Annotated in this window: 20 protein-coding genes; 12 read left to right on the top strand and 8 right to left on the bottom strand. The window is 66.4% G+C overall.

Features of this window, described 5'->3' with window-relative positions; genetic code table 11:
* The first annotated feature begins 86 nt into the window (after positions 1 to 86).
* The 6 genes from ureC to ureG all read left to right on the top strand — a co-directional run bounded on the left by ureC (position 87) and on the right by ureG (position 4,781).
* Positions 87 to 1,835, top strand: coding sequence for an urease subunit alpha (gene ureC / locus M4578_RS21215; protein WP_258095228.1), 1,749 nt, complete (start codon positions 87 to 89; stop codon positions 1,833 to 1,835).
* 20 nt (positions 1,836 to 1,855) lie between these two features.
* A complete protein-coding gene (locus M4578_RS21220; protein ID WP_258095229.1) occupies positions 1,856 to 2,446 on the top strand; it encodes a hypothetical protein in 591 nt (196 codons plus the stop codon).
* 147 nt (positions 2,447 to 2,593) lie between these two features.
* Positions 2,594 to 2,812, top strand: a complete 219-nt coding sequence (locus tag M4578_RS21225; RefSeq protein ID WP_258095230.1) for a DUF1127 domain-containing protein — start codon at positions 2,594 to 2,596, stop codon at positions 2,810 to 2,812.
* A 145-nt stretch (positions 2,813 to 2,957) separates the two neighbouring features.
* Entirely contained in the window at positions 2,958 to 3,512 is a 555-nt protein-coding gene (ureE, locus tag M4578_RS21230) for an urease accessory protein UreE (protein WP_258095231.1), read from the top strand.
* A complete protein-coding gene (locus tag M4578_RS21235; protein ID WP_258095270.1) occupies positions 3,502 to 4,137 on the top strand; it encodes an urease accessory protein UreF in 636 nt (211 codons plus the stop codon). Before ureE ends, M4578_RS21235 begins: the two co-directional genes overlap by 11 nt.
* An 11-nt stretch (positions 4,138 to 4,148) precedes the next feature.
* Positions 4,149 to 4,781, top strand: a complete 633-nt coding sequence (ureG, locus tag M4578_RS21240; protein WP_258095232.1) for an urease accessory protein UreG — start codon at positions 4,149 to 4,151, stop codon at positions 4,779 to 4,781.
* A gap of 169 nt (positions 4,782 to 4,950) precedes the next feature.
* Here the strand turns inward: ureG and thyX are convergent, their stop codons facing one another.
* Complete coding sequence (gene thyX, locus M4578_RS21245; protein WP_258095233.1) at positions 4,951 to 5,859, bottom strand: FAD-dependent thymidylate synthase; 909 nt, start codon at positions 5,857 to 5,859, stop codon at positions 4,951 to 4,953.
* 213 nt (positions 5,860 to 6,072) lie between these two features.
* Here thyX and M4578_RS21250 point away from each other — a divergent pair, with 213 nt between their 5' ends.
* Complete coding sequence (locus M4578_RS21250; RefSeq protein ID WP_258095234.1) at positions 6,073 to 6,507, top strand: VOC family protein; 435 nt, start codon at positions 6,073 to 6,075, stop codon at positions 6,505 to 6,507.
* Positions 6,501 to 7,226 carry a DUF1194 domain-containing protein gene (locus tag M4578_RS21255; RefSeq protein WP_258095235.1) on the top strand — a complete coding sequence of 242 codons (726 nt, stop codon included), beginning with the start codon at positions 6,501 to 6,503 and terminating at the stop codon, positions 7,224 to 7,226. The genes M4578_RS21250 and M4578_RS21255 overlap by 7 nt, the downstream gene beginning before the upstream one ends.
* Here the strand turns inward: M4578_RS21255 and M4578_RS21260 are convergent.
* The 3 genes from M4578_RS21260 to M4578_RS21270 form a co-directional block, all read right to left on the bottom strand.
* Complete coding sequence (locus M4578_RS21260; RefSeq protein ID WP_258095236.1) at positions 7,220 to 7,717, bottom strand: MarR family winged helix-turn-helix transcriptional regulator; 498 nt, start codon at positions 7,715 to 7,717, stop codon at positions 7,220 to 7,222. The genes M4578_RS21255 and M4578_RS21260 overlap by 7 nt on opposite strands.
* A gap of 114 nt (positions 7,718 to 7,831) precedes the next feature.
* A complete protein-coding gene (locus tag M4578_RS21265; RefSeq protein WP_258095237.1) occupies positions 7,832 to 8,092 on the bottom strand; it encodes a succinate dehydrogenase assembly factor 2 in 261 nt (86 codons plus the stop codon).
* Positions 8,089 to 8,484, bottom strand: coding sequence for a helix-turn-helix domain-containing protein (locus M4578_RS21270; RefSeq protein ID WP_258095238.1), 396 nt, complete (start codon positions 8,482 to 8,484; stop codon positions 8,089 to 8,091). The genes M4578_RS21265 and M4578_RS21270 overlap by 4 nt, the downstream gene beginning before the upstream one ends.
* Positions 8,485 to 8,591: 107 nt before the next feature.
* Between M4578_RS21270 and M4578_RS21275 the strand changes: the two genes are divergently transcribed.
* Complete coding sequence (locus M4578_RS21275; protein WP_258095239.1) at positions 8,592 to 9,794, top strand: pyridoxal phosphate-dependent aminotransferase; 1,203 nt, start codon at positions 8,592 to 8,594, stop codon at positions 9,792 to 9,794.
* 99 nt (positions 9,795 to 9,893) lie between these two features.
* Complete coding sequence (locus M4578_RS21280; RefSeq protein ID WP_258095240.1) at positions 9,894 to 10,295, top strand: hypothetical protein; 402 nt, start codon at positions 9,894 to 9,896, stop codon at positions 10,293 to 10,295.
* On the opposite strand, the gene M4578_RS21285 is transcribed toward M4578_RS21280, so the two are convergent.
* Complete coding sequence (locus tag M4578_RS21285; RefSeq protein WP_258095241.1) at positions 10,199 to 10,900, bottom strand: LysE family translocator; 702 nt, start codon at positions 10,898 to 10,900, stop codon at positions 10,199 to 10,201. The genes M4578_RS21280 and M4578_RS21285 overlap by 97 nt on opposite strands.
* Before the next feature lie 421 nt (positions 10,901 to 11,321).
* Between M4578_RS21285 and M4578_RS21290 the strand changes: the two genes are divergently transcribed.
* Both M4578_RS21290 and M4578_RS21295 read left to right on the top strand, forming a co-directional pair.
* Positions 11,322 to 11,651, top strand: coding sequence for a hypothetical protein (locus tag M4578_RS21290; protein WP_258095242.1), 330 nt, complete (start codon positions 11,322 to 11,324; stop codon positions 11,649 to 11,651).
* Between the two features lie 79 nt (positions 11,652 to 11,730).
* Entirely contained in the window at positions 11,731 to 12,522 is a 792-nt protein-coding gene (locus M4578_RS21295; protein ID WP_258095243.1) for an inositol monophosphatase family protein, read from the top strand.
* 141 nt (positions 12,523 to 12,663) lie between these two features.
* Here the strand turns inward: M4578_RS21295 and M4578_RS21300 are convergent, their stop codons facing one another.
* The 3 genes from M4578_RS21300 to putA all read right to left on the bottom strand — a co-directional run bounded on the left by M4578_RS21300 (position 12,664) and on the right by putA (position 17,291).
* Entirely contained in the window at positions 12,664 to 13,032 is a 369-nt protein-coding gene (locus tag M4578_RS21300; protein WP_258095244.1) for a GFA family protein, read from the bottom strand.
* Positions 13,029 to 13,772 (bottom strand): rhomboid family intramembrane serine protease, encoded by a 744-nt coding sequence (locus M4578_RS21305; protein ID WP_258095245.1) that lies wholly within the window; start codon positions 13,770 to 13,772, stop codon positions 13,029 to 13,031. Before M4578_RS21305 ends, M4578_RS21300 begins: the two co-directional genes overlap by 4 nt.
* 84 nt (positions 13,773 to 13,856) lie before the next feature.
* Positions 13,857 to 17,291 (bottom strand): bifunctional proline dehydrogenase/L-glutamate gamma-semialdehyde dehydrogenase PutA, encoded by a 3,435-nt coding sequence (gene putA, locus M4578_RS21310; RefSeq protein WP_258095246.1) that lies wholly within the window; start codon positions 17,289 to 17,291, stop codon positions 13,857 to 13,859.
* Positions 17,292 to 17,306 lie beyond the last annotated feature (15 nt).

Raw genomic sequence — 17,306 nt, forward strand, 5'->3', positions numbered from 1 at the left:
TATCAGCTTCGACCCGTCCCGCGAAGAAAATTGACGTAGGGGCAGGTTTGGGGCACCGGATCTGACAGCCGAGGAAAGACAAAGACATGCCAGCCAGGATCTCCCGCGCCGATTACGCCGCCATGTTCGGTCCCACCACCGGGGACCGGCTGCGGCTTGCCGACACCGATCTGATCATCGAGGTCGAACGCGACCTGACCGCCGAGGCGGTCGGTCTGGCGGCGGGCGGCAACGCGCCGGTCTATGGCGAGGAGGTGAAGTTCGGCGGCGGCAAGGTGATCCGCGACGGCATGGGCCAGTCGCAGGCCACCCGTGCCGATGGTGCCGTGGATACGGTGATCACCAATGCGCTGATCGTCGATCATACCGGCATCTACAAGGCCGATGTGGGCCTTCGCGACGGGCGCATCCACAAGATCGGAAAGGCGGGCAACCCCGATACCCAGCCGGGCGTGAACATCATCGTCGGCCCCGGCACCGAGGCCATCGCGGGCGAGGGGCGCATCCTCACCGCTGGTGGGATGGACAGCCATATTCACTTCATCTGCCCGCAGCAGATCGACGACGCGCTGCATTCCGGCCTCACCACCATGCTGGGCGGCGGCACCGGCCCCGCCCATGGCACGCTGGCCACCACCTGCACGCCGGGCGCCTGGCATCTGGGACGGATGATGCAGGCCGCCGATGCCTTCCCGATGAACCTCGCTTTCGCGGGCAAGGGCAACGCCTCGCTGCCCGCCGCGCTGATCGAACAGATCAAGGGCGGCGCCTGCTGTCTCAAGCTGCACGAGGACTGGGGCACCACGCCGGGCGCTATCGACTGCTGCCTGTCGGTTGCCGATGACATGGACGTTCAGGTGATGATCCACACCGACACGCTGAACGAAAGCGGGTTTGTGGAGAACACCGTGAAGGCCATGAAGGGCCGCACCATCCACGCCTTCCACACCGAGGGCGCGGGCGGCGGTCACGCCCCCGACATCATCAAGATCTGCGGCGAGGAATTCGTGCTGCCCAGCTCCACGAACCCGACGCGCCCCTACACGCAGAACACGCTGGAAGAGCATCTCGACATGCTCATGGTCTGCCACCATCTCGACAAGTCGATCCCCGAGGATGTGGCCTTTGCCGAAAGCCGCATCCGGCGCGAGACCATCGCCGCCGAGGACATCCTGCACGATATGGGCGCGTTTTCGATCATCGCATCGGACAGCCAGGCCATGGGCCGGGTGGGCGAGGTGATCATCCGCACCTGGCAGACCGCCGACAAGATGAAGAAGCAGCGCGGCAAGCTGGCGGAAGAGACCGGCGACAACGACAATTTCCGCGTCCGCCGCTATATCGCGAAATACACCATCAACCCGGCCATCGCCCATGGCATCAGCCAGGAGATCGGTTCCATCGAAGAGGGCAAGCGGGCCGATCTGGTGCTGTGGAACCCCGCCTTCTTTGGCGTGAAGCCGGAAATGGTGCTGATGGGCGGCACCATCGTCTGCGCGCAGATGGGCGACCCGAACGCCTCGATCCCGACGCCGCAGCCGGTCTATACCCGCCCGATGTGGGGCGCCTATGGCCGCTCGGTCGAGAATTCGGCGGTGATCTTCGTCTCCGAGGCGGCGCAGGCCGAAGGGATCGGCAAATCGCTGGGCCTGGCCAAGCAGACCGTCGCCGTGCGCAACACGCGGGGGATCGGCAAGAAGGACCTGATCCTGAACGCCGCCACCCCCGAGATCGAGGTCAACCCGGAAACCTATGAGGTGCGCGCCAATGGCGAGCTGCTGACCTGCGAGCCCGCCCGCGAACTGCCGATGGCACAGCGCTACTTCCTCTACTGACCGCCGAAGCGACAAGACCGATGGAAAACCCCTTCGCGCTGTTCTGTGCGCTGCTGGCCTTGCCCTCCGGGGCGCTGGCAGACTGCCCCAGCTCTGCGGATCTCGACAGGGGCATCCGCTTTCATATCGAGGGCGGCGATACCGAGGTCTTTCGCCGCTACGGCCCGGATGTGATCGCCTCGGTCTATTCGAGCGGCGGCGAAGACACCCGCGTCCTGCTGGGGCGCGGCATGTATGTGCTGGAGGTCGCCGACATGTCCCAGGGGGCGCCGGTGGCGGAAAGCGCAACGGTCTATGCCTTTCCCATGGCACCGTCCGAGATGCCGCTGCCGAGCCCCGAGGCCGGCTGGACGGTGAATGTGGCGGTGAAAGAGGCGCAGGGGCTCGATCAGGAATTGCAGATCTACAGCTTCGGCCCCTTGTCCGAGGTCAGTTTCGGCGAATGCGTCTACACGATGATCCCGGTCATACAATCCTACCGCCCGGATCCCTTCGAAGTGGTCGATTTCGTCAATTGGCTGCCCGAGCTCGGCCTGTCTTATCTGGTGCGCTCCACCGACGTCGATGGCGAGGACCGCTACGTCTATTCCGGGATCGAGCGCGTGGACTGATGGCAATGGAAATTTGTTTAATGGTGAACCATGCACCTATGCGCTCACCGAAACCCGACTTTGCAGTTGCAGCATTTGTGGTTTCGGACAGGATGGCTTACCTTTTTGACGTGGGAGGGGACCTGCTAATCGGAAGAAAGGTTTCCCATGGCATTTCTGAGCGCAACCCAGCGTCACGACACATCGCCGTTTCTGTACCGCCTGCTGGCGGGCTTCGGCAAAATCATCGTTGCAGTGGGCGAAGCAAACCCGCGCATGAAGAAGGTCGACGCGCTGCAGCGTCTGTCCGATGCCGAACTCGCCGAGCGCGGTCTGCGCCGCGAGGACATCGTGCGCCACGTCTTCCACGACGTCTACTACCTCTGACACCGGCCATCGCTTCCGCGGCGCTCTGCGCGCGGGACGGTGTCTCTTATCAAGGCCACGCGCCCGGTTCTATCCGGGCCGTGGCCTTCTCTGTTTTGCGGCGGCCTGTGCTGTGGCCCGGCCCCCGCGCTGGAAAGGACCTGACATGACCATGCCCACCAGCCACGAGATCGCCCGCAAGGGCCAGTGGCACGATGCGACCGACACCGTGACGCTGTCCTACGAGGACCGTTTCCTGCGGCGCAAGGTGCTGACGGCGGGCTCGGGGCAGGGCTTTCTGGTGGATCTCGCGCATACCGAAAGCCTCGATCACGGCGATGCGTTCCGGCTGACCGACGGGCGGCTTGTCGAGGTCGTGGCGGCGGAAGAGCCGCTGCTGGCGGTGAGCGGCGCGGATCTGCCGCGCATCGCCTGGCATATCGGCAACCGTCACACGCCCTGCCAGATCGAGCCGGGCCGGCTGCTGATCCAGCGCGATCATGTGATCCGCGACATGCTGGTAAAGATCGGCGCGACGGTGGCCGAGGTCGAGGAACCTTTCACCCCCGAGGGCGGTGCCTATGGCCACGGCCGGACCCATGGCCACGATCATTCGCACAGCCACGGTCCCGAGGGCCATGCGCACGGGCATGGCCACGATCATGACCATGATCACGGGCATGACCATTCCCATGGGCATCACCACCATCATGACCACTGACGCGGCCCTGACGCTGCATCAGCTTTTCTCTCCGGCCTTCCCGGTGGGGGCCTTTGCCTATTCCCATGGTCTGGAAACCGTGGTGCAGGCCGGGCAGGTCCGGTCGGCTGCGGAGATGCAGTCCTGGCTGGAGGCAGTGCTGCGCCACGGCGCGGGCTGGTCGGACGCGGTGCTTCTGGCGCAGGCGGCGCGGGGCGGGGATGCGGAGGCGCTTTCCGAGCTGGGCCTCGCGCTCTCGCCCTCCGCCGAGCGGCGTCTGGAGGCCGAGCAGCAGGGTCGGGCTTTCGCTTTGACCGTCTCGGAGGTCTGGGGCGTGGCGATCCCGCCCGCGCCCTATCCGGTCGCGGTGGGGTTGGCGGTAGAGGCGCTGGGTCTGCCGCTCGCCGAGGCGCTGCGGCTCTATCTCCAGGCCTTTGTGTCGAATCTGGCGGGGGCTGCGATCCGGCTCATCCCGCTCGGCCAGACCGAGGGACAGCGGATCGTCACCGCGCTGGCGCCGCTCTGCGCGTCGCTGGCGAAACAGGCGGAAACCGCCTCTCTGGACGAGATCGGCGGCTTTGCGCCGCTGATCGACATTGCCAGCCAGCGTCATGACATGCTCTATTCCCGGCTCTTCAGATCGTAACGGAGAAAAATATGGCATCCCCGAACGGACCTTTGCGCGTGGGGCTCGGCGGCCCGGTGGGCGCGGGCAAGACCACGCTGACCGCGGCCCTCGCCCGCGTCTTGCGCGACCGGCTGTCGATGGCGGTGGTCACCAACGACATTTACACGCGCGAGGATGCCGAAGAGCTGATGCGCCAGCAGGTGCTGCCGCTCGACCGGATCAAGGGGGTGGAGACCGGAGGCTGTCCGCATACGGCGATTCGCGAGGATGCCTCGATCAACCTCGCCGCCATCGCCGAGCTGAACGCATCCTTCCCGGATCTCGATCTGGTGCTGATCGAATCGGGGGGCGACAACCTGTCGGCGACCTTCTCGCCGGAGCTGGCGGATGTGACGATCTATGTGATCGACGTCGCGGCGGGGGAGGAGATCCCGCGCAAGGGCGGCCCGGCGATCACCAAATCGGACATTCTGGTGATCAACAAGACCGATCTGGCGCCCTATGTGGGCGCCTCGCTGGAGGTTATGGAGCGCGATACCAAAAAGATGCGGGCCGGGCGGCCCTATGTCTTCGCCTCTCTGCGTCAGGGCAAGGGGGTCGAGGAGGTGGTTTCGCTGCTCGCCCGGATCGGCGGGCTGCCGCTGGTCGAGGCGGCGGAGTAGGCGCGGATTCTCCGGCCACGGCGCGGGCGTCGTCGCCGGGACGCCTCCGGCGGGCGTATTTTCCGAAGAGAAGAAGGGCAGGGGCGCGCTCTTGCTCTTCTTCTCTTTCCAAATACGCACCCTTGCGGCGGTTCCGCCAGAGCGGGTTTGCCGGTGAGGCGCGGGCGGGTCAGCCTTCCAGCAGCGCCTGGAACTCGCGCCACTCGCCCTTGGACATGCCGGAGGTTTCCTGCGTGACCGCCTCGCCGGTCAGCATGCGCCGCACGCAGTCCATCGCCGTGCGCGACATCGTTGCGCCGCCCATGCGGTAATCCTCGAAGGCCTTGTAGGCGAAGGGCACCCAGTCCTTGACCAGCTCGCAGATCGCCTCGGCATAGACGCGGATTTCGTATTGCGCATGGGCGTCGGCGCGCAGCCGCAGGAAATGCAGCAGATTGTGCAGATCCACCTTCCAGTACCATTGCGTGTAGATATTCGCCGGCAGGTTCATTCGCGCCAGCTCGCGCGCCAGCCCCTGCTGCCCTTCGGTCGAGATCATCTCTTCGTAATGGTCGTAGGCGCGCATGGCGTCGTCGCGCAGATAGCGCAGCACCCGCTCGGCCTCTTCGCCCGACAGCGCGCTGCCCCGGCCCTGGTTGTTGACCTCGGATTGCGCCGCCAGCGCCTCGGGGGCGGGGATATAGAACTCTCGGTCCATGATCGAATAGCGCGCCGAATATTCGTTGACGTTGGCGGTCCGGTGGCGGATCCACTGCCGCGCTACGAAGATCGGGAGTTTCACATGCAGCTTGATCTCGCACATCTCGAAGGGGGTCGAGTGCCAATGGCGCATCAGATAGCGGATCAGCCCCTCGTCGTTCGACACCGATTTGGTGCCCTTGCCATAGGAGACGCGGGCGGCCTGGCAGATCGCCGCGTCGTCGCCCATGTAATCGACCACCCGGACGAAGCCGTGATCGAGCACCGGACGCGCGGTGTAGAGATGCGCCTCCATGCCCTGCGAGACGGCACGCAGGGTGGGCTGCGGCGTGCTGCGCTGCGCGTCGATTTCGGCCTGCTGGTCGGGGCTGAGGGGCATGTCGAATCTCTTTCCGGTAGCTGAGTCTCTGGCGACTATATCTGGTTGCTTGCCGGGGAGAAACGACAAGATGGGGTGGGGTATTTGCCGTGTAGGCGCCGTGCCGGGCCCGTGCAGGGCGGCAGGGCCGACATGTCGTGAACGCTCGGCTCTCGACATCCGCGCCGGGCTCTCTACTCTCGGAAGGACAGAGAGACCGCAAGGAGGCATCGCATGGGCATCCGTTATCTGCACACCATGGTCCGGGTGAAGGATCTGGAGAAATCGCTCGCATTCTACAAACTTCTGGGACTGAAGGAGCGCCGGCGTAGCGAGAGCGAAACGGGCCGTTTCACGCTGGTGTTTCTCTGCCCGCCGGAGCAGGACGACGGCACGGCGGATGTGGAGCTGACCTATAACTGGGACGGTGACGAGGGGCTGCCTTCGGATTCGCGACATTTCGGCCATCTCGCCTATACGGTGCCGGACATCTACGCGATGTGTCAGACGCTGATGGAGAATGGCGTCACCATCAACCGGCCGCCGCGCGACGGGCACATGGCTTTTGTGCGCTCGCCCGACAATGTCTCGATCGAGCTCTTGCAGCAGGGCGACGCGCTGCCGCCGCAAGAGCCCTGGGCCAGCATGGAGAACACGGGCCATTGGTGAGAGGCGCCGCCCTCCGGGTCGCGGCGCTGGCCGCGCTGGGCCTGATGCTCTGGGCCGGAGGGGCGCGGGCCGAGGATTGCCGGCTGGCCTTGCTGCTGGCGCTCGATGTCTCTTCCTCGGTGGATGACAGCGAGTATCTTCTGCAAAAGCAGGGGCTGGCCGGAGCGCTGTCGGATCCGGATGTCCGCCGCTCGATCTTTGAGGGCGAGGGCCGGGTGGCGCTGGCGGTCTACGAATGGAGCGGGCGCCGGCAATCGGCGGTGGTGCTCGACTGGACGCTGCTCGAGGACGCGGCGGCGCTGGACGGCGCCGTGGCGACCGTGCTCTCCGCGCCGCGCAGCCATAACCGCTTTCCCACGGCGATGGGCTATGCGCTGGGCTATGGCTCGGCGCTGATGGAGCGGGCGCCGGGCTGCGCGCGCAAGGTGATCGACGTCTCGGGCGACGGCATCACCAATGACGGGTTCCGCCCGCAGCAGGCCTATGCGCATTTCCCGTTCCAGAATGTCGTGGTGAACGGGCTGGCGGTTCTGGGCTCCGACCCGCGGGTGGTGGAGTATTTCCGCGGCGAGGTGGCGCATGGCCCGGGGGCGTTTGTCGAGGTCGCGGAAGGCTATGAGGATTTCCGCCGTGCCATGACGCTGAAACTCTTCCGCGAGCTCAACGACATGATCGTGGGGCAGCTTCTGCCTGCGGCGCGCGGCCTGGACGGTCAGTAGATATAGCGGATTTGGTCGGTCCAGAACCGTTCGAGCCGGCGCAGCGAACTGTTGATCGTTTCCAGCCCGTCGAGGTCGATGACCCTGCGGTTTTCGAGCCCCTCGGAATGGCGCTCGAAAAGCGTCTGCACCATATCGCGGACCTCGCGCCCCTGCGCCGTCAGCCGGACCCGCACCGAGCGGCGGTCGATCTCGCAGCGCTGGTGGTGCATATAGCCCATCTCGACCAGCTTCTTGAGATTGTAGCTGACATTGCTGCCCTGATAGTAGCCGCGCGATTTCAGCTCGCCCGCCGTCACCTCGTTGTCGCCGATGTTATACAGCAGCAGCGCCTGCACCGCGTTGATCTCGATAACCCCGGTACGCTCGAATTCGTCCTTGATCACGTCGAGCAGCAGCCGGTGCAGCCGCTCGACCAGCGACAGGGTTTCCAGATACCCGGCCATGTAACCGCTGAGCGGCCTGTTTCCCATGGAGGCATGAATGCTCATAACCGTCTCCGCCTGTTCTCGTTGAACGGCAGGTTTGGGGGAAAAAGACCAACAATCGGTTAAATCACCTAAGATACATAGAAAACCGCAGATTTTATGCCGGGTCTTTCGGAATCAGCGGTTGCAGGCGATGCTGGCGATCTCGTCGATGAGGGGTTGCAGCGCCTCGGGGGCGGGGCGCTGGCCGGAGACCCATTGATAAAGATCCTGGTCGTTCTCCTCCAGCAACGCCTCGTAACGGTCGAGCTGGGCGCTGTCCATAGCCGCCAGCCGGAGCTCGGCGTAGCGCATGAGGATGATGTCCATCTCCTTGATGCCGCGCCGCATCGAGCGCATCGACAGCCGTTTGAGACGGTGTTCCGGTGTTTCGGTCATAGCTCGTCCTTCAAGAGCAGGCGCAGGGTCTTTTCCAGCCGGCCGAGCTGGTCGCCCGCCGTCTGGATCTGGGTCTTGAGCGCGCGGATTTCCAGCAGCGCCTCGTTCACATCGGCGGGCAGCACCGGCTCGCTCTCTTCGGGGCCCGAAAGCCCTTCGCCTTCGCCGGTCAGGAGCCACCCCATAGACACGTTGAGCAGCCCGGCCAGCATCTGCAACCGGTTCGCCCGGGGCTCGGACAGGTCGTTCTCCCAGCCTTGCAGCGTCTTGAGCTTGACGCCCAGGCGACGGGCGAGTTTCTCCTGGCCCATGCCCGCCGCCTCGCGTGCCGCGGCGATGCGGTCTCCGAAGGTGGCGGTATCGGGGCCGTACCAATCAGTCGTTCCGGTCATCTTGCTTTCCTCCCGGCGTATCGCCGTTTCCCTTGCGGTAGATGTCGCTTGAACGGGTGCGGGGGGCACCCTATGACAGTCGGGACCTCAATACAAACGGTGCCCTCATGGCTTTTCTGTCCGACACTCTCGCCCGCGTGAAACCTTCGCCCACGGTGGCCGTCACCCAGCTCGCCAACGAGCTGAAGGCGCAGGGCAAGGATGTCATCGGACTCGGTGCCGGTGAGCCCGATTTTGACACGCCCGACCATATCAAGGAGGCGGCGATTGCGGCCATCCATGCGGGGAAAACGAAATACACCGCGCCGGACGGGATCATCGAGCTGAAACAGGCGATCTGCGCCAAGTTCAAGCGCGAGAACGGGCTCGATTACGAGCCCGCGCAGATCAGCGTGTCCACCGGCGGCAAGCAGGTTCTCTACAATGCCTTCATGGCGACGCTGAACCCCGGCGACGAGGTGATCATCCCGGCGCCCTATTGGGTGAGCTATCCCGATATGGTCAAGCTCGGGCAGGGCGAGCCGGTGATCGTCGAGGGCAAGCCCGAGCTCGGCTACAAGATCACGCCCGAGATGCTGGAGGCGGCGATCACGCCCAAAACCAAGTGGTTCCTTTTCAATTCGCCGTCGAACCCCACCGGGGCAGGCTATACCTGGGACGAGCTGAAGGCGATCACCGAGGTGCTGATGCGCCACCCGCATGTCTGGGTGATGACCGACGACATGTACGAGCATCTGGCCTATGACGGGTTCGAATTCTGCACCCCCGCGCAGGTGGAGCCCGCGCTCTACGACCGCACACTGACCTGCAATGGCGTTTCCAAGGCCTATGCCATGACCGGCTGGCGCATCGGCTATGCGGGTGGGCCGAAAGAGCTCATCGCGGCAATGCGCAAGATCCAGTCACAATCGACCACCAACCCCTGTTCGATCAGCCAGTGGGCGGCGGTGGAGGCGCTGACCGGGCCGCAGGATTTCCTTGGCGAGTGGGTCGCGGTCTTTAAACGCCGCCGCAATCTGGTGGTTTCGGCGCTGAACGCCATCGAGGGGATCGAGTGCCCGACGCCCGAGGGGGCGTTCTACGTCTACCCCTCGATCGCGGGGCTGCTGGGCAAGAGCTCGGCGGGCGGCACGGTGATCGAAGACGACGAGGCTTTCGCCAAGGCGCTGTTGGAGGAAACCGGCGTGGCGGTGGTGTTCGGCGCGGCCTTTGGCCTGTCGCCCAACTTCCGCATTTCCTACGCGACCTCGGACGCGGCGCTGGAGGAGGCCTGCAAGCGCATCGCGGGGTTCTGCGGGGCGCTGGTCTGAGCGCGGCTGTCGGGCGCGGTGCCCCGGCAGCGGTCGGGGCGCTGAAGGCAGGATGCCTCCGGCGGGAGTATTTGGCGGAAAGATGAAAGGGCGCGGAGCATGTCGGGCGAATTGCCGGAGTATTACTTTCGGATACGCGATAACGGGGCGACGGTGTTCCGGGTGGATTCCGAGAACCGCCAGCGGCGCATCGACATGGACCAGATCGCCGTGGTCAACCTCAACAAAGCCGAGATCAAGCCGCATGGCGAGCGCGCGCTGAGCGATGCGGATCTGGCGGCGATCCGGGCCTGGATGGACGAGCGCAAGACGATCCTCGCGATGCGGGACATCGACGATATTCACCGCGCCATCGACCATCTCAACATGACCACGCAATGGGCGCAGACCCGCGCCAGCGACGATCAGCTCGACGCGGTGACCGATGCGCTGCTGCTGGCCATGCACGACCTGCGCTCGGTGCTGGTGCGCAAGAAGGCCGAGCGGCTGATGAAGCCGTAGCGCCGCGTCGCTATCCCAGCAGCATCCAGACCGCCACAAAGGCCAAGCGCGCCCGCGAAGAGCCGGTTCAGTCGCCGTGCCTGCGCCGGATCGCGGAACCTGCGTGCCAGCCGGTCTCCGGCGGCGGTCCAGGCGGTGAAGGCGACCAGGTTGTTCAGGGTGAAGACGGTGGCGAGCGCGACCAGATCGGGCAGGTGCGGTCTGTCACCGAGGAACTGCGACAGCATCAGCGCGATGATGACATAGGCTTTGGGGTTGAGCAGCAGAAGGATGGCGCCGCCGCCGAATCCGAGCGCCGTCGCGCGGTTTTCCCCCGACAGGGCAGAGGCGCGGGCCATGGTCCAGGCGAGCCAGAGCACATAGCCGGCGCCGCCCCAGCGCAGCGCATCGAAGAGGCCCGGAAAGCGTTCGAGCACCGCAGTGGCGCCGAGCCCCAGCGCGACGGTCACGCTCCAGGTGGCCAGATGGTAGCCCAGGCTTGCGGGCAGGGTGGCGCGCAGGCCGAACCGGGCGCCGTTGGCGGCAAAGCTCATATTGCCGGGGCCGGGGCTCCAGGCCAGCGGCAGCAGGAAGAGAAGCAGGGCGGCGATGGTGGGCAGCGTCATGGCGGGCACTCTCGTCTGGCGTGTGGGGACCGCGCCTGAGTGCCCCGGGCGGGCGGTCCCGGGCGATCCGTTTCCTGCGCATTCCGCCCCGTCTGTCGCGGGGGAAGCCGCCTCGGCTTCTCCCCCTGACGGCGCGGCCGCACCAGGGTAAGCTGCTGAAAAACGGGATGCGCCGGGCCTTGGCTCTGTCGCGTCAGATCCCGGGCACCGGCGATGTGTTCGTTCCGAGTGGCCCCGTCCGGTCTTCCCCCGGGCGGGGCGTTTTTTGTTTCGGTCGCGACAATTCCGGCAATTCCGCAGGGCCTGTTCGGGAATTGGAAACGGCCCATGGCTTTCGGGACAATTTATTGACTTGATTGGGAAGGTTGCTACGCTGGGGCGCAGATAAATTTCCGATCACTTGGGTTTCTCGGGGGACACAATGCGCGCAACCTGTTTTCTCGCCGCTGCGGCGGCGCTGACGATTTCCGCTTCTCAGGCGCTGGCCTGGGGCGACATGTATATGGGCGACACGACGGGCGACCCCTATCAGGAACCGCTGGTTCAGGCCTATCCCGCGCCGAACTACTGCCCGGCGGGCAAGCAGCCGGTGATCGTCGGCGGCGTGATCTGCTGTGGCGTGCCGACGGCGGGGACCTATTACAACCCGGTCTCGAAACCCAAGCCCGCGGTCAAGAAGGTGGTCAAGACCAAGACCTATCTGCCCCGCGCCTATGCGCCGGTCGGCGAAAAGGGTGTCGTTTACAAATAAGCGCATCGCCTTCGGGCCCTTGGCAAAGACGGTGAGGCCGCGTATACGCGCGGCCTGAACCATTTTCGGGGATCCGACCATGCAGGGCAGTGCAAATCTCAACATCATGATCAAGGCGGCGCGCAAGGCGGGCCGCTCGCTGGTGAAGGATTTCCGCGAGGTCGAGAACCTTCAGGTGTCGATGAAGGGCGCGGGCGATTTCGTCAGCAAGGCCGACATCGCTGCCGAAGAGATCCTCAAGGAAGAGCTGCTGGGCGCGCGCCCGAACTATGGCTGGCTGGGCGAGGAGGGTGGCTCCGAGGACGGCGCCGATCCGACCCGGCGCTGGATCGTCGATCCGCTCGACGGCACCACCAACTTCCTGCATGGCCTGCCGCATTGGGCGATCTCCATCGCGCTGGAACACAAGGGGCAGATCGTCGCCGGTGTGGTCTTCGACCCGGCCAAGGACGAGATGTTCTATGCCGAGAAGGGCAATGGCGCCTGGCTGAACGACTCGCGGCGCCTGCGCGTCTCGGGCCGCTCGCGGATGATCGAGGCGGTGTTCGCCACCGGCGTGCCCTTTGCCGCGAAAAAGACCCTGCCCGCGACGCTCAAGGACCTTGCCCGGCTGATGCCGGAATGCGCCGGGGTGCGGCGCTGGGGCTCGGCGGCGCTGGATCTCGCCTATGTGGCGGCGGGCCGCTACGACGGTTATTGGGAGCGCGAGCTGAATCTCTGGGACATCGCCGCGGGTTACCTCATCGCGCAGGAGGCCGGTGCGCTGGTCGAGGGGGTGCGCAAGGATCAGGAGCCGCTCGAGACGGGCGCGATTCTCTGCGCCAACAATGCGATCTTCGACGGGTTCGCACGGATCATCCGCGAAAGCTGACCCGCGCCGCGCCGGCGGAAAGCGCCGGTCGTTTCTTGCGTATTTGGAAAGAGAAGAAGACAGGGGCGCCTTTTCCGGCCTGCCCCTTTCTTCTCTTTGACAAATACGCCCGCCGGAGGCGTCCCGCCCGTGCCGTCGGGCTCAGAGATCGGAGGGGTGGTTGACGCCGTCGTTCCACGGGATCGGTTCGTGATCTGCCGGGTTCACCCCTTCGAGCGCGCCCATATTGACCCCGTATTCGTTCGGGTCCGAGCGCCGCTGGTGATACATGTAATTCCCGCAGACCGAGCAGAAATAGTGCTTCGCCGTCATCGTGCCGAACTGGTAGAGCGTCAGCTTGTCGGCGCCGCGGACCACCTCGAGCCCGGAACGCGGGGCCGAGACATTGGCGGCGCCACGGCGGCGGCAATAGGAGCAGTCGCAGCGACCGGCCGTGGCCAGCCCGTCCGAGAGCGTCACGCGCAGCTCGACGGCGCCGCAATGGCAGGTGGCTTTCATCGGGTCTGTCATCTCCGTCGTCCGATCTTTGGAATCGAGGTGGTGTCGCGGTAGCGGATTGCCGGGTGCGGCGGATGTCCCCGGGTCCGGTTCCAGAAGGCGGGGCCGCCGCGCCGCAGCCAGACCGGAACGGTGAGCGCCATGCCGGCGACGAAGCCGCCCAGATGCGCCCAATAGGCCACCCCGCCGCCATCGGCCGTGCTGCCGAGCCCGCCGAAGACCTGTAGCGCGAACCAGACGGCGAGTACGATCCAGGCGGGGATCGGCAGGATCTTGAAGAAGATGATCAGGATCACGAGGATATCGACCCGCGCGCGCGGGAAGAGCAGCAGATAGCCGCCCATCACCCCGGCGATGGCGCCGGAGGCGCCGACCGTCGGCACTGGCGAAAAGGGCGCGGCGAGGTAATGTGCCAGCGCCGCGATCACGCCGCAGGCCAGGTAGAAGCCCAGGAACGGCCCGTGGCCCATCTCGTCCTCGATATTGTCGCCGAAGATGAAGAGGAACAGCATGTTGCCGGCCAGATGCGCGAGCCCGCCATGCAGGAACATCGAGGTGACCATGCCGGTCAGCCCGTCGCCCTGGCTGACCAGCGCGGGGATCAGGGCCCAGTCGTAGAAGAAGGCACTCAGCGCGCGGGGCTGCTGGAACAGCGACCAGTAGCTGATGAAGATGACGATATTCGCCACGATCAGCCCGTAGGTGACATAGGGCGTGCGGCCCGAGGGGTTGTGATCGCGGATCGGAAACATCGCCCTCACCTTGGCGCGGAAATGCCCCGCGTCAAGGTCTGGTATCGCTTCGCCGGGCGCGGCGCAGGGCCGCGCCCACCGCGGTTACATATTGCCGCCAAGCAGCGCGGCATTGCCGCCCGAGGCGGTGGTGTCGATGCAGACATGGCGCTCGGCCCGCGCATGGCCCTTGTCGGGCTGGCCGGTGATCAGCGCCAGGATCGGCCCGGCGCGGCCCGCAAGCGCGCGGCGGTAGGCGCGGGCGCCATCCTCGTCGCCCCACCAGATCGCCGCCGAAAAGCCGCCGAGCGTTGCCAGCGCCTCGGGCGGCACCTTGCCATGCGAGACCACCGCCACGCCGCCCAGCTTGCGGATCGCGTCGGCCTGTGCTGCCGCGCAATCCGAGCCGGGGCCGAGGCAAAGCACCGGCGGGCGGGCGTGGGTGGTGTACTGGTTCGCCTCGCCGGTCGGGCCGGGCAGTTCGGAGGTCACCGGTCCCGGTGCGCGGCCCGCGATGGCCAGCGCGGCGTCCAGCCGCTCGGCCACGTCCTTTGTGGACCAGTTGCCCACCGGCCCCCGATGGGCATGGGCGCGGAAGCGGTCGCAGTAAAGCGGCCCGCCAGCCTTGGGGCCGGTGCCGGAAAGACCCTCTCCGCCAAAGGGCTGACTGCCCACGATGGCGCCGATCTGGTTGCGGTTCACATAGATGTTGCCCGCGTTCACGCGCTCGGTCACATGCTGCACCCGGTCGTCGATGCGGGTCTGAAGGCCAAAGGTCAGCCCGTAGCCCGTGGCGTTGATCGCGTCGATCACCGCATCCAGCTCGCCGGATTTGAAGGTGGCGAGATGCAGGACGGGGCCAAAGATCTCGCGCTCCAGATCGGCGATGCCGCCCACCCTGATCAGCGCCGGGCCGATGAAATGGCCCTCGGCGGGCACGTCGATCTGTTTCAGCAGGCGGCCGTCGGCGCGGGCGGCCTCGACATAACCCGCGATGCCCGCATGCGCCTCGGCGTCGATCACCGGGCCGAGGTCGGTCGACAGATCCCAGGGCAGGCCGGGGCAGAGCGCCTCCATGGCGCCGGTGAGCATCTCGGTGAAATGCGGCGCGATGTCCTCCTGTACGTAGAGGCAGCGCAGCGCGGAGCAGCGCTGGCCCGCCGACTGGAAGGCGGATTCGACGATGGCACGCACCGCCTGTTCCGGCAGCGCCGTGCTGTCGACGATCATCGCGTTCAGCCCGCCGGTTTCGGCGATGAACGGCGTGCCGGGGGCGAGATGTTCGGCGATGGAGCGGTGGATGATCTGCGCGGTCTCGGTCGAGCCGGTGAAGGCCACGCCCGCCACATGCGGGTCGGAGGTCAGCGCCGCGCCCACGTCACCCGCGCCGGGCAGCAGTTGCAGTGCCGTGGCGGGCACGCCCGCCTCGTGCAGCAGCTGCACCGCGCGCCAGGCGATGAGCGGCGTCTGTTCGGCGGGTTTCGCCAGCACCGCGTTGCCGGTGGCGAGCGCCGCCGCGATCTGGCCGGTGAAGATCGCCAGCGGGAAGTTCCAGGGCGAGATGCAGGCAAAGACGCCCTGCGGCGCTGCGGCGCTGTCGAGAGCGCGGGCGGCGTAGTAGCGCAGGAAATCCACGGCCTCACGCAGCTCGGCCACGGCGTCGAGCTGGGTTTTGCCGGCCTCGCGGTGCAGCAGGGCGAAGATCTCGCCGAATTGCGCCTCGAAGAGATCGGCGGCAGCGTTGAGCGCGGCGGCGCGCTCGGCCGGCGGGGCCTGCCAGGGGCGGGCAGCGGCGGCGGCGATGGCGACGGTCTCGGGGGTGGCCCAGGCGGCGCTGCCCAGCGTGTCGGTGGGATCGGCGGGGTTCACGAGCGCCTCTTCGGCGCCGCGCGGCGCCTCCTCGGCGGTGATCGGTGCCGCACGCCAGAGATGCGTGCGGAACGGCACGCGGGCGGCGTCGATCGCGCTCAGCGTCGGGCGGTGGGTCAGGTCGAAACCCCTGGAGTTGGGCCGCTCGGGCTGGAACAGCTCGGGGCCACGGGCGAGCGGGCGGCTGTCGGCGGCCTCGAACGGGTCGGCAGCCACAACCTCCGGCGGCACCTCCTCATCGACGATCTGGTTCACGAAGGAGGAGTTGGCGCCGTTCTCAAGCAGCCGCCGCACCAGATAGGCGAGCAGGTCGCGGTGCGCGCCCACCGGCGCATAGATGCGGCAGCGGGTGTCCGACTGCGACTTGATGAGATCGTGCAGCACCTCGCCCATGCCGTGCAGGCGCTGGAACTCGAACGCGCCCTTGTCGCCCGCCATATGCAGCACGGCGGCGACCGTATGGGCGTTGTGCGTGGCGAATTGCGGATAGATCCGGTCGGTCATGCCCAGAAGCTTGCGGGCATTGGCGATATAGGACACGTCGCTGTGCGGTTTCGAGGTGAAGACCGGGAACCCTTCGAGCCCCATCACCTGCGCGCGCTTGATTTCGGTGTCCCAATAGGCACCTTTCACCAGCCGCACCATGATGCGCCGGTCATAGGTTTCGGCCATGGCATAAAGCCAGTCGATGGCCTCGGCGGCGCGCAGCCCGTAGGCCTGCACCACCACGCCGAACCCGTCCCAGCCCGCCAGAGACGACGAGGCAAAGGCCGCGCCGATCACATCCAGCGAGAGCGACAGGCGGTCGGCCTCCTCCGCGTCGATGTTGAGCCCGATCCCGGCGGCGGCGGCCTGCTCGCACAGCTGCAGCAGGCGCGGCACGAGCACCTTCATGACCTCGTCGTATTGCCCCTCCTCATAGCGCGCAAAAAGCGCCGAGAGCTTGACCGAGATGCCGGGATTGTCGCGGATGTCGTTCGATGTCGCCGCCCCCGCGATGGCGGAGATCGCCTTGGCATAGGCGTCGAGATAGCGCAGCGCGTCGGCCTCGGTGCGCGCGGCCTCGCCCAGCATGTCGTAGCTGTAGGTGTAGCCTTTGGCCTCCATGGCACTGCCGCGCTTCATGGCTTTCCGGATCGTCTCGCCCAGCACGAATTGCGCGCCCATCTCCTTCATGGCGCGGCCCACGGCGGTGCGGATCACCGGCTCGCCCAGCCGCTTCACGGCGTTGCGCAGATGGCCGGCGGGGCCGGGGCGCTGCGCCGGGTCGAGCACCTTGCCGGTCAGCATCAGCGCCCAAGTCGAGGCGTTGACCAGCGGCGAGGTGGAGCGCCCCATGTGCCTGCCCCAGTCCGAGGGGGCGATCTTGTCCTCGATCAGCGCGTCGATGGTTTCGGCATCCGGCACCCGCAGCAGCGCCTCGGCCAGACACATGAGCGCGATACCCTCGTCGGTCGAGAGCCCGTATTCGGCCAGAAAGACCTCCATCAGACCGGGCTTGGAACTGCCCCGGATGTCGCGCACCAGCTGCGCGGCGCGGGCGCCGATGGCGGCGCGGTCCTCGGGCGTCAGCGCCGCCTGATCGCGCAGCCGCGCCAGCGTCGAGGCCTCGTCGGCATAGGTGTTGAGGTCGATCTGCGCACGCAGGTCGGGGGCGATGATTTCGGGCATGATGAACTCCGGTGA

It is taken from the genome of Salipiger pentaromativorans (assembly GCF_024721115.1).
Taxonomy (GTDB): Bacteria; Pseudomonadota; Alphaproteobacteria; order Rhodobacterales; family Rhodobacteraceae; genus Salipiger; species Salipiger pentaromativorans.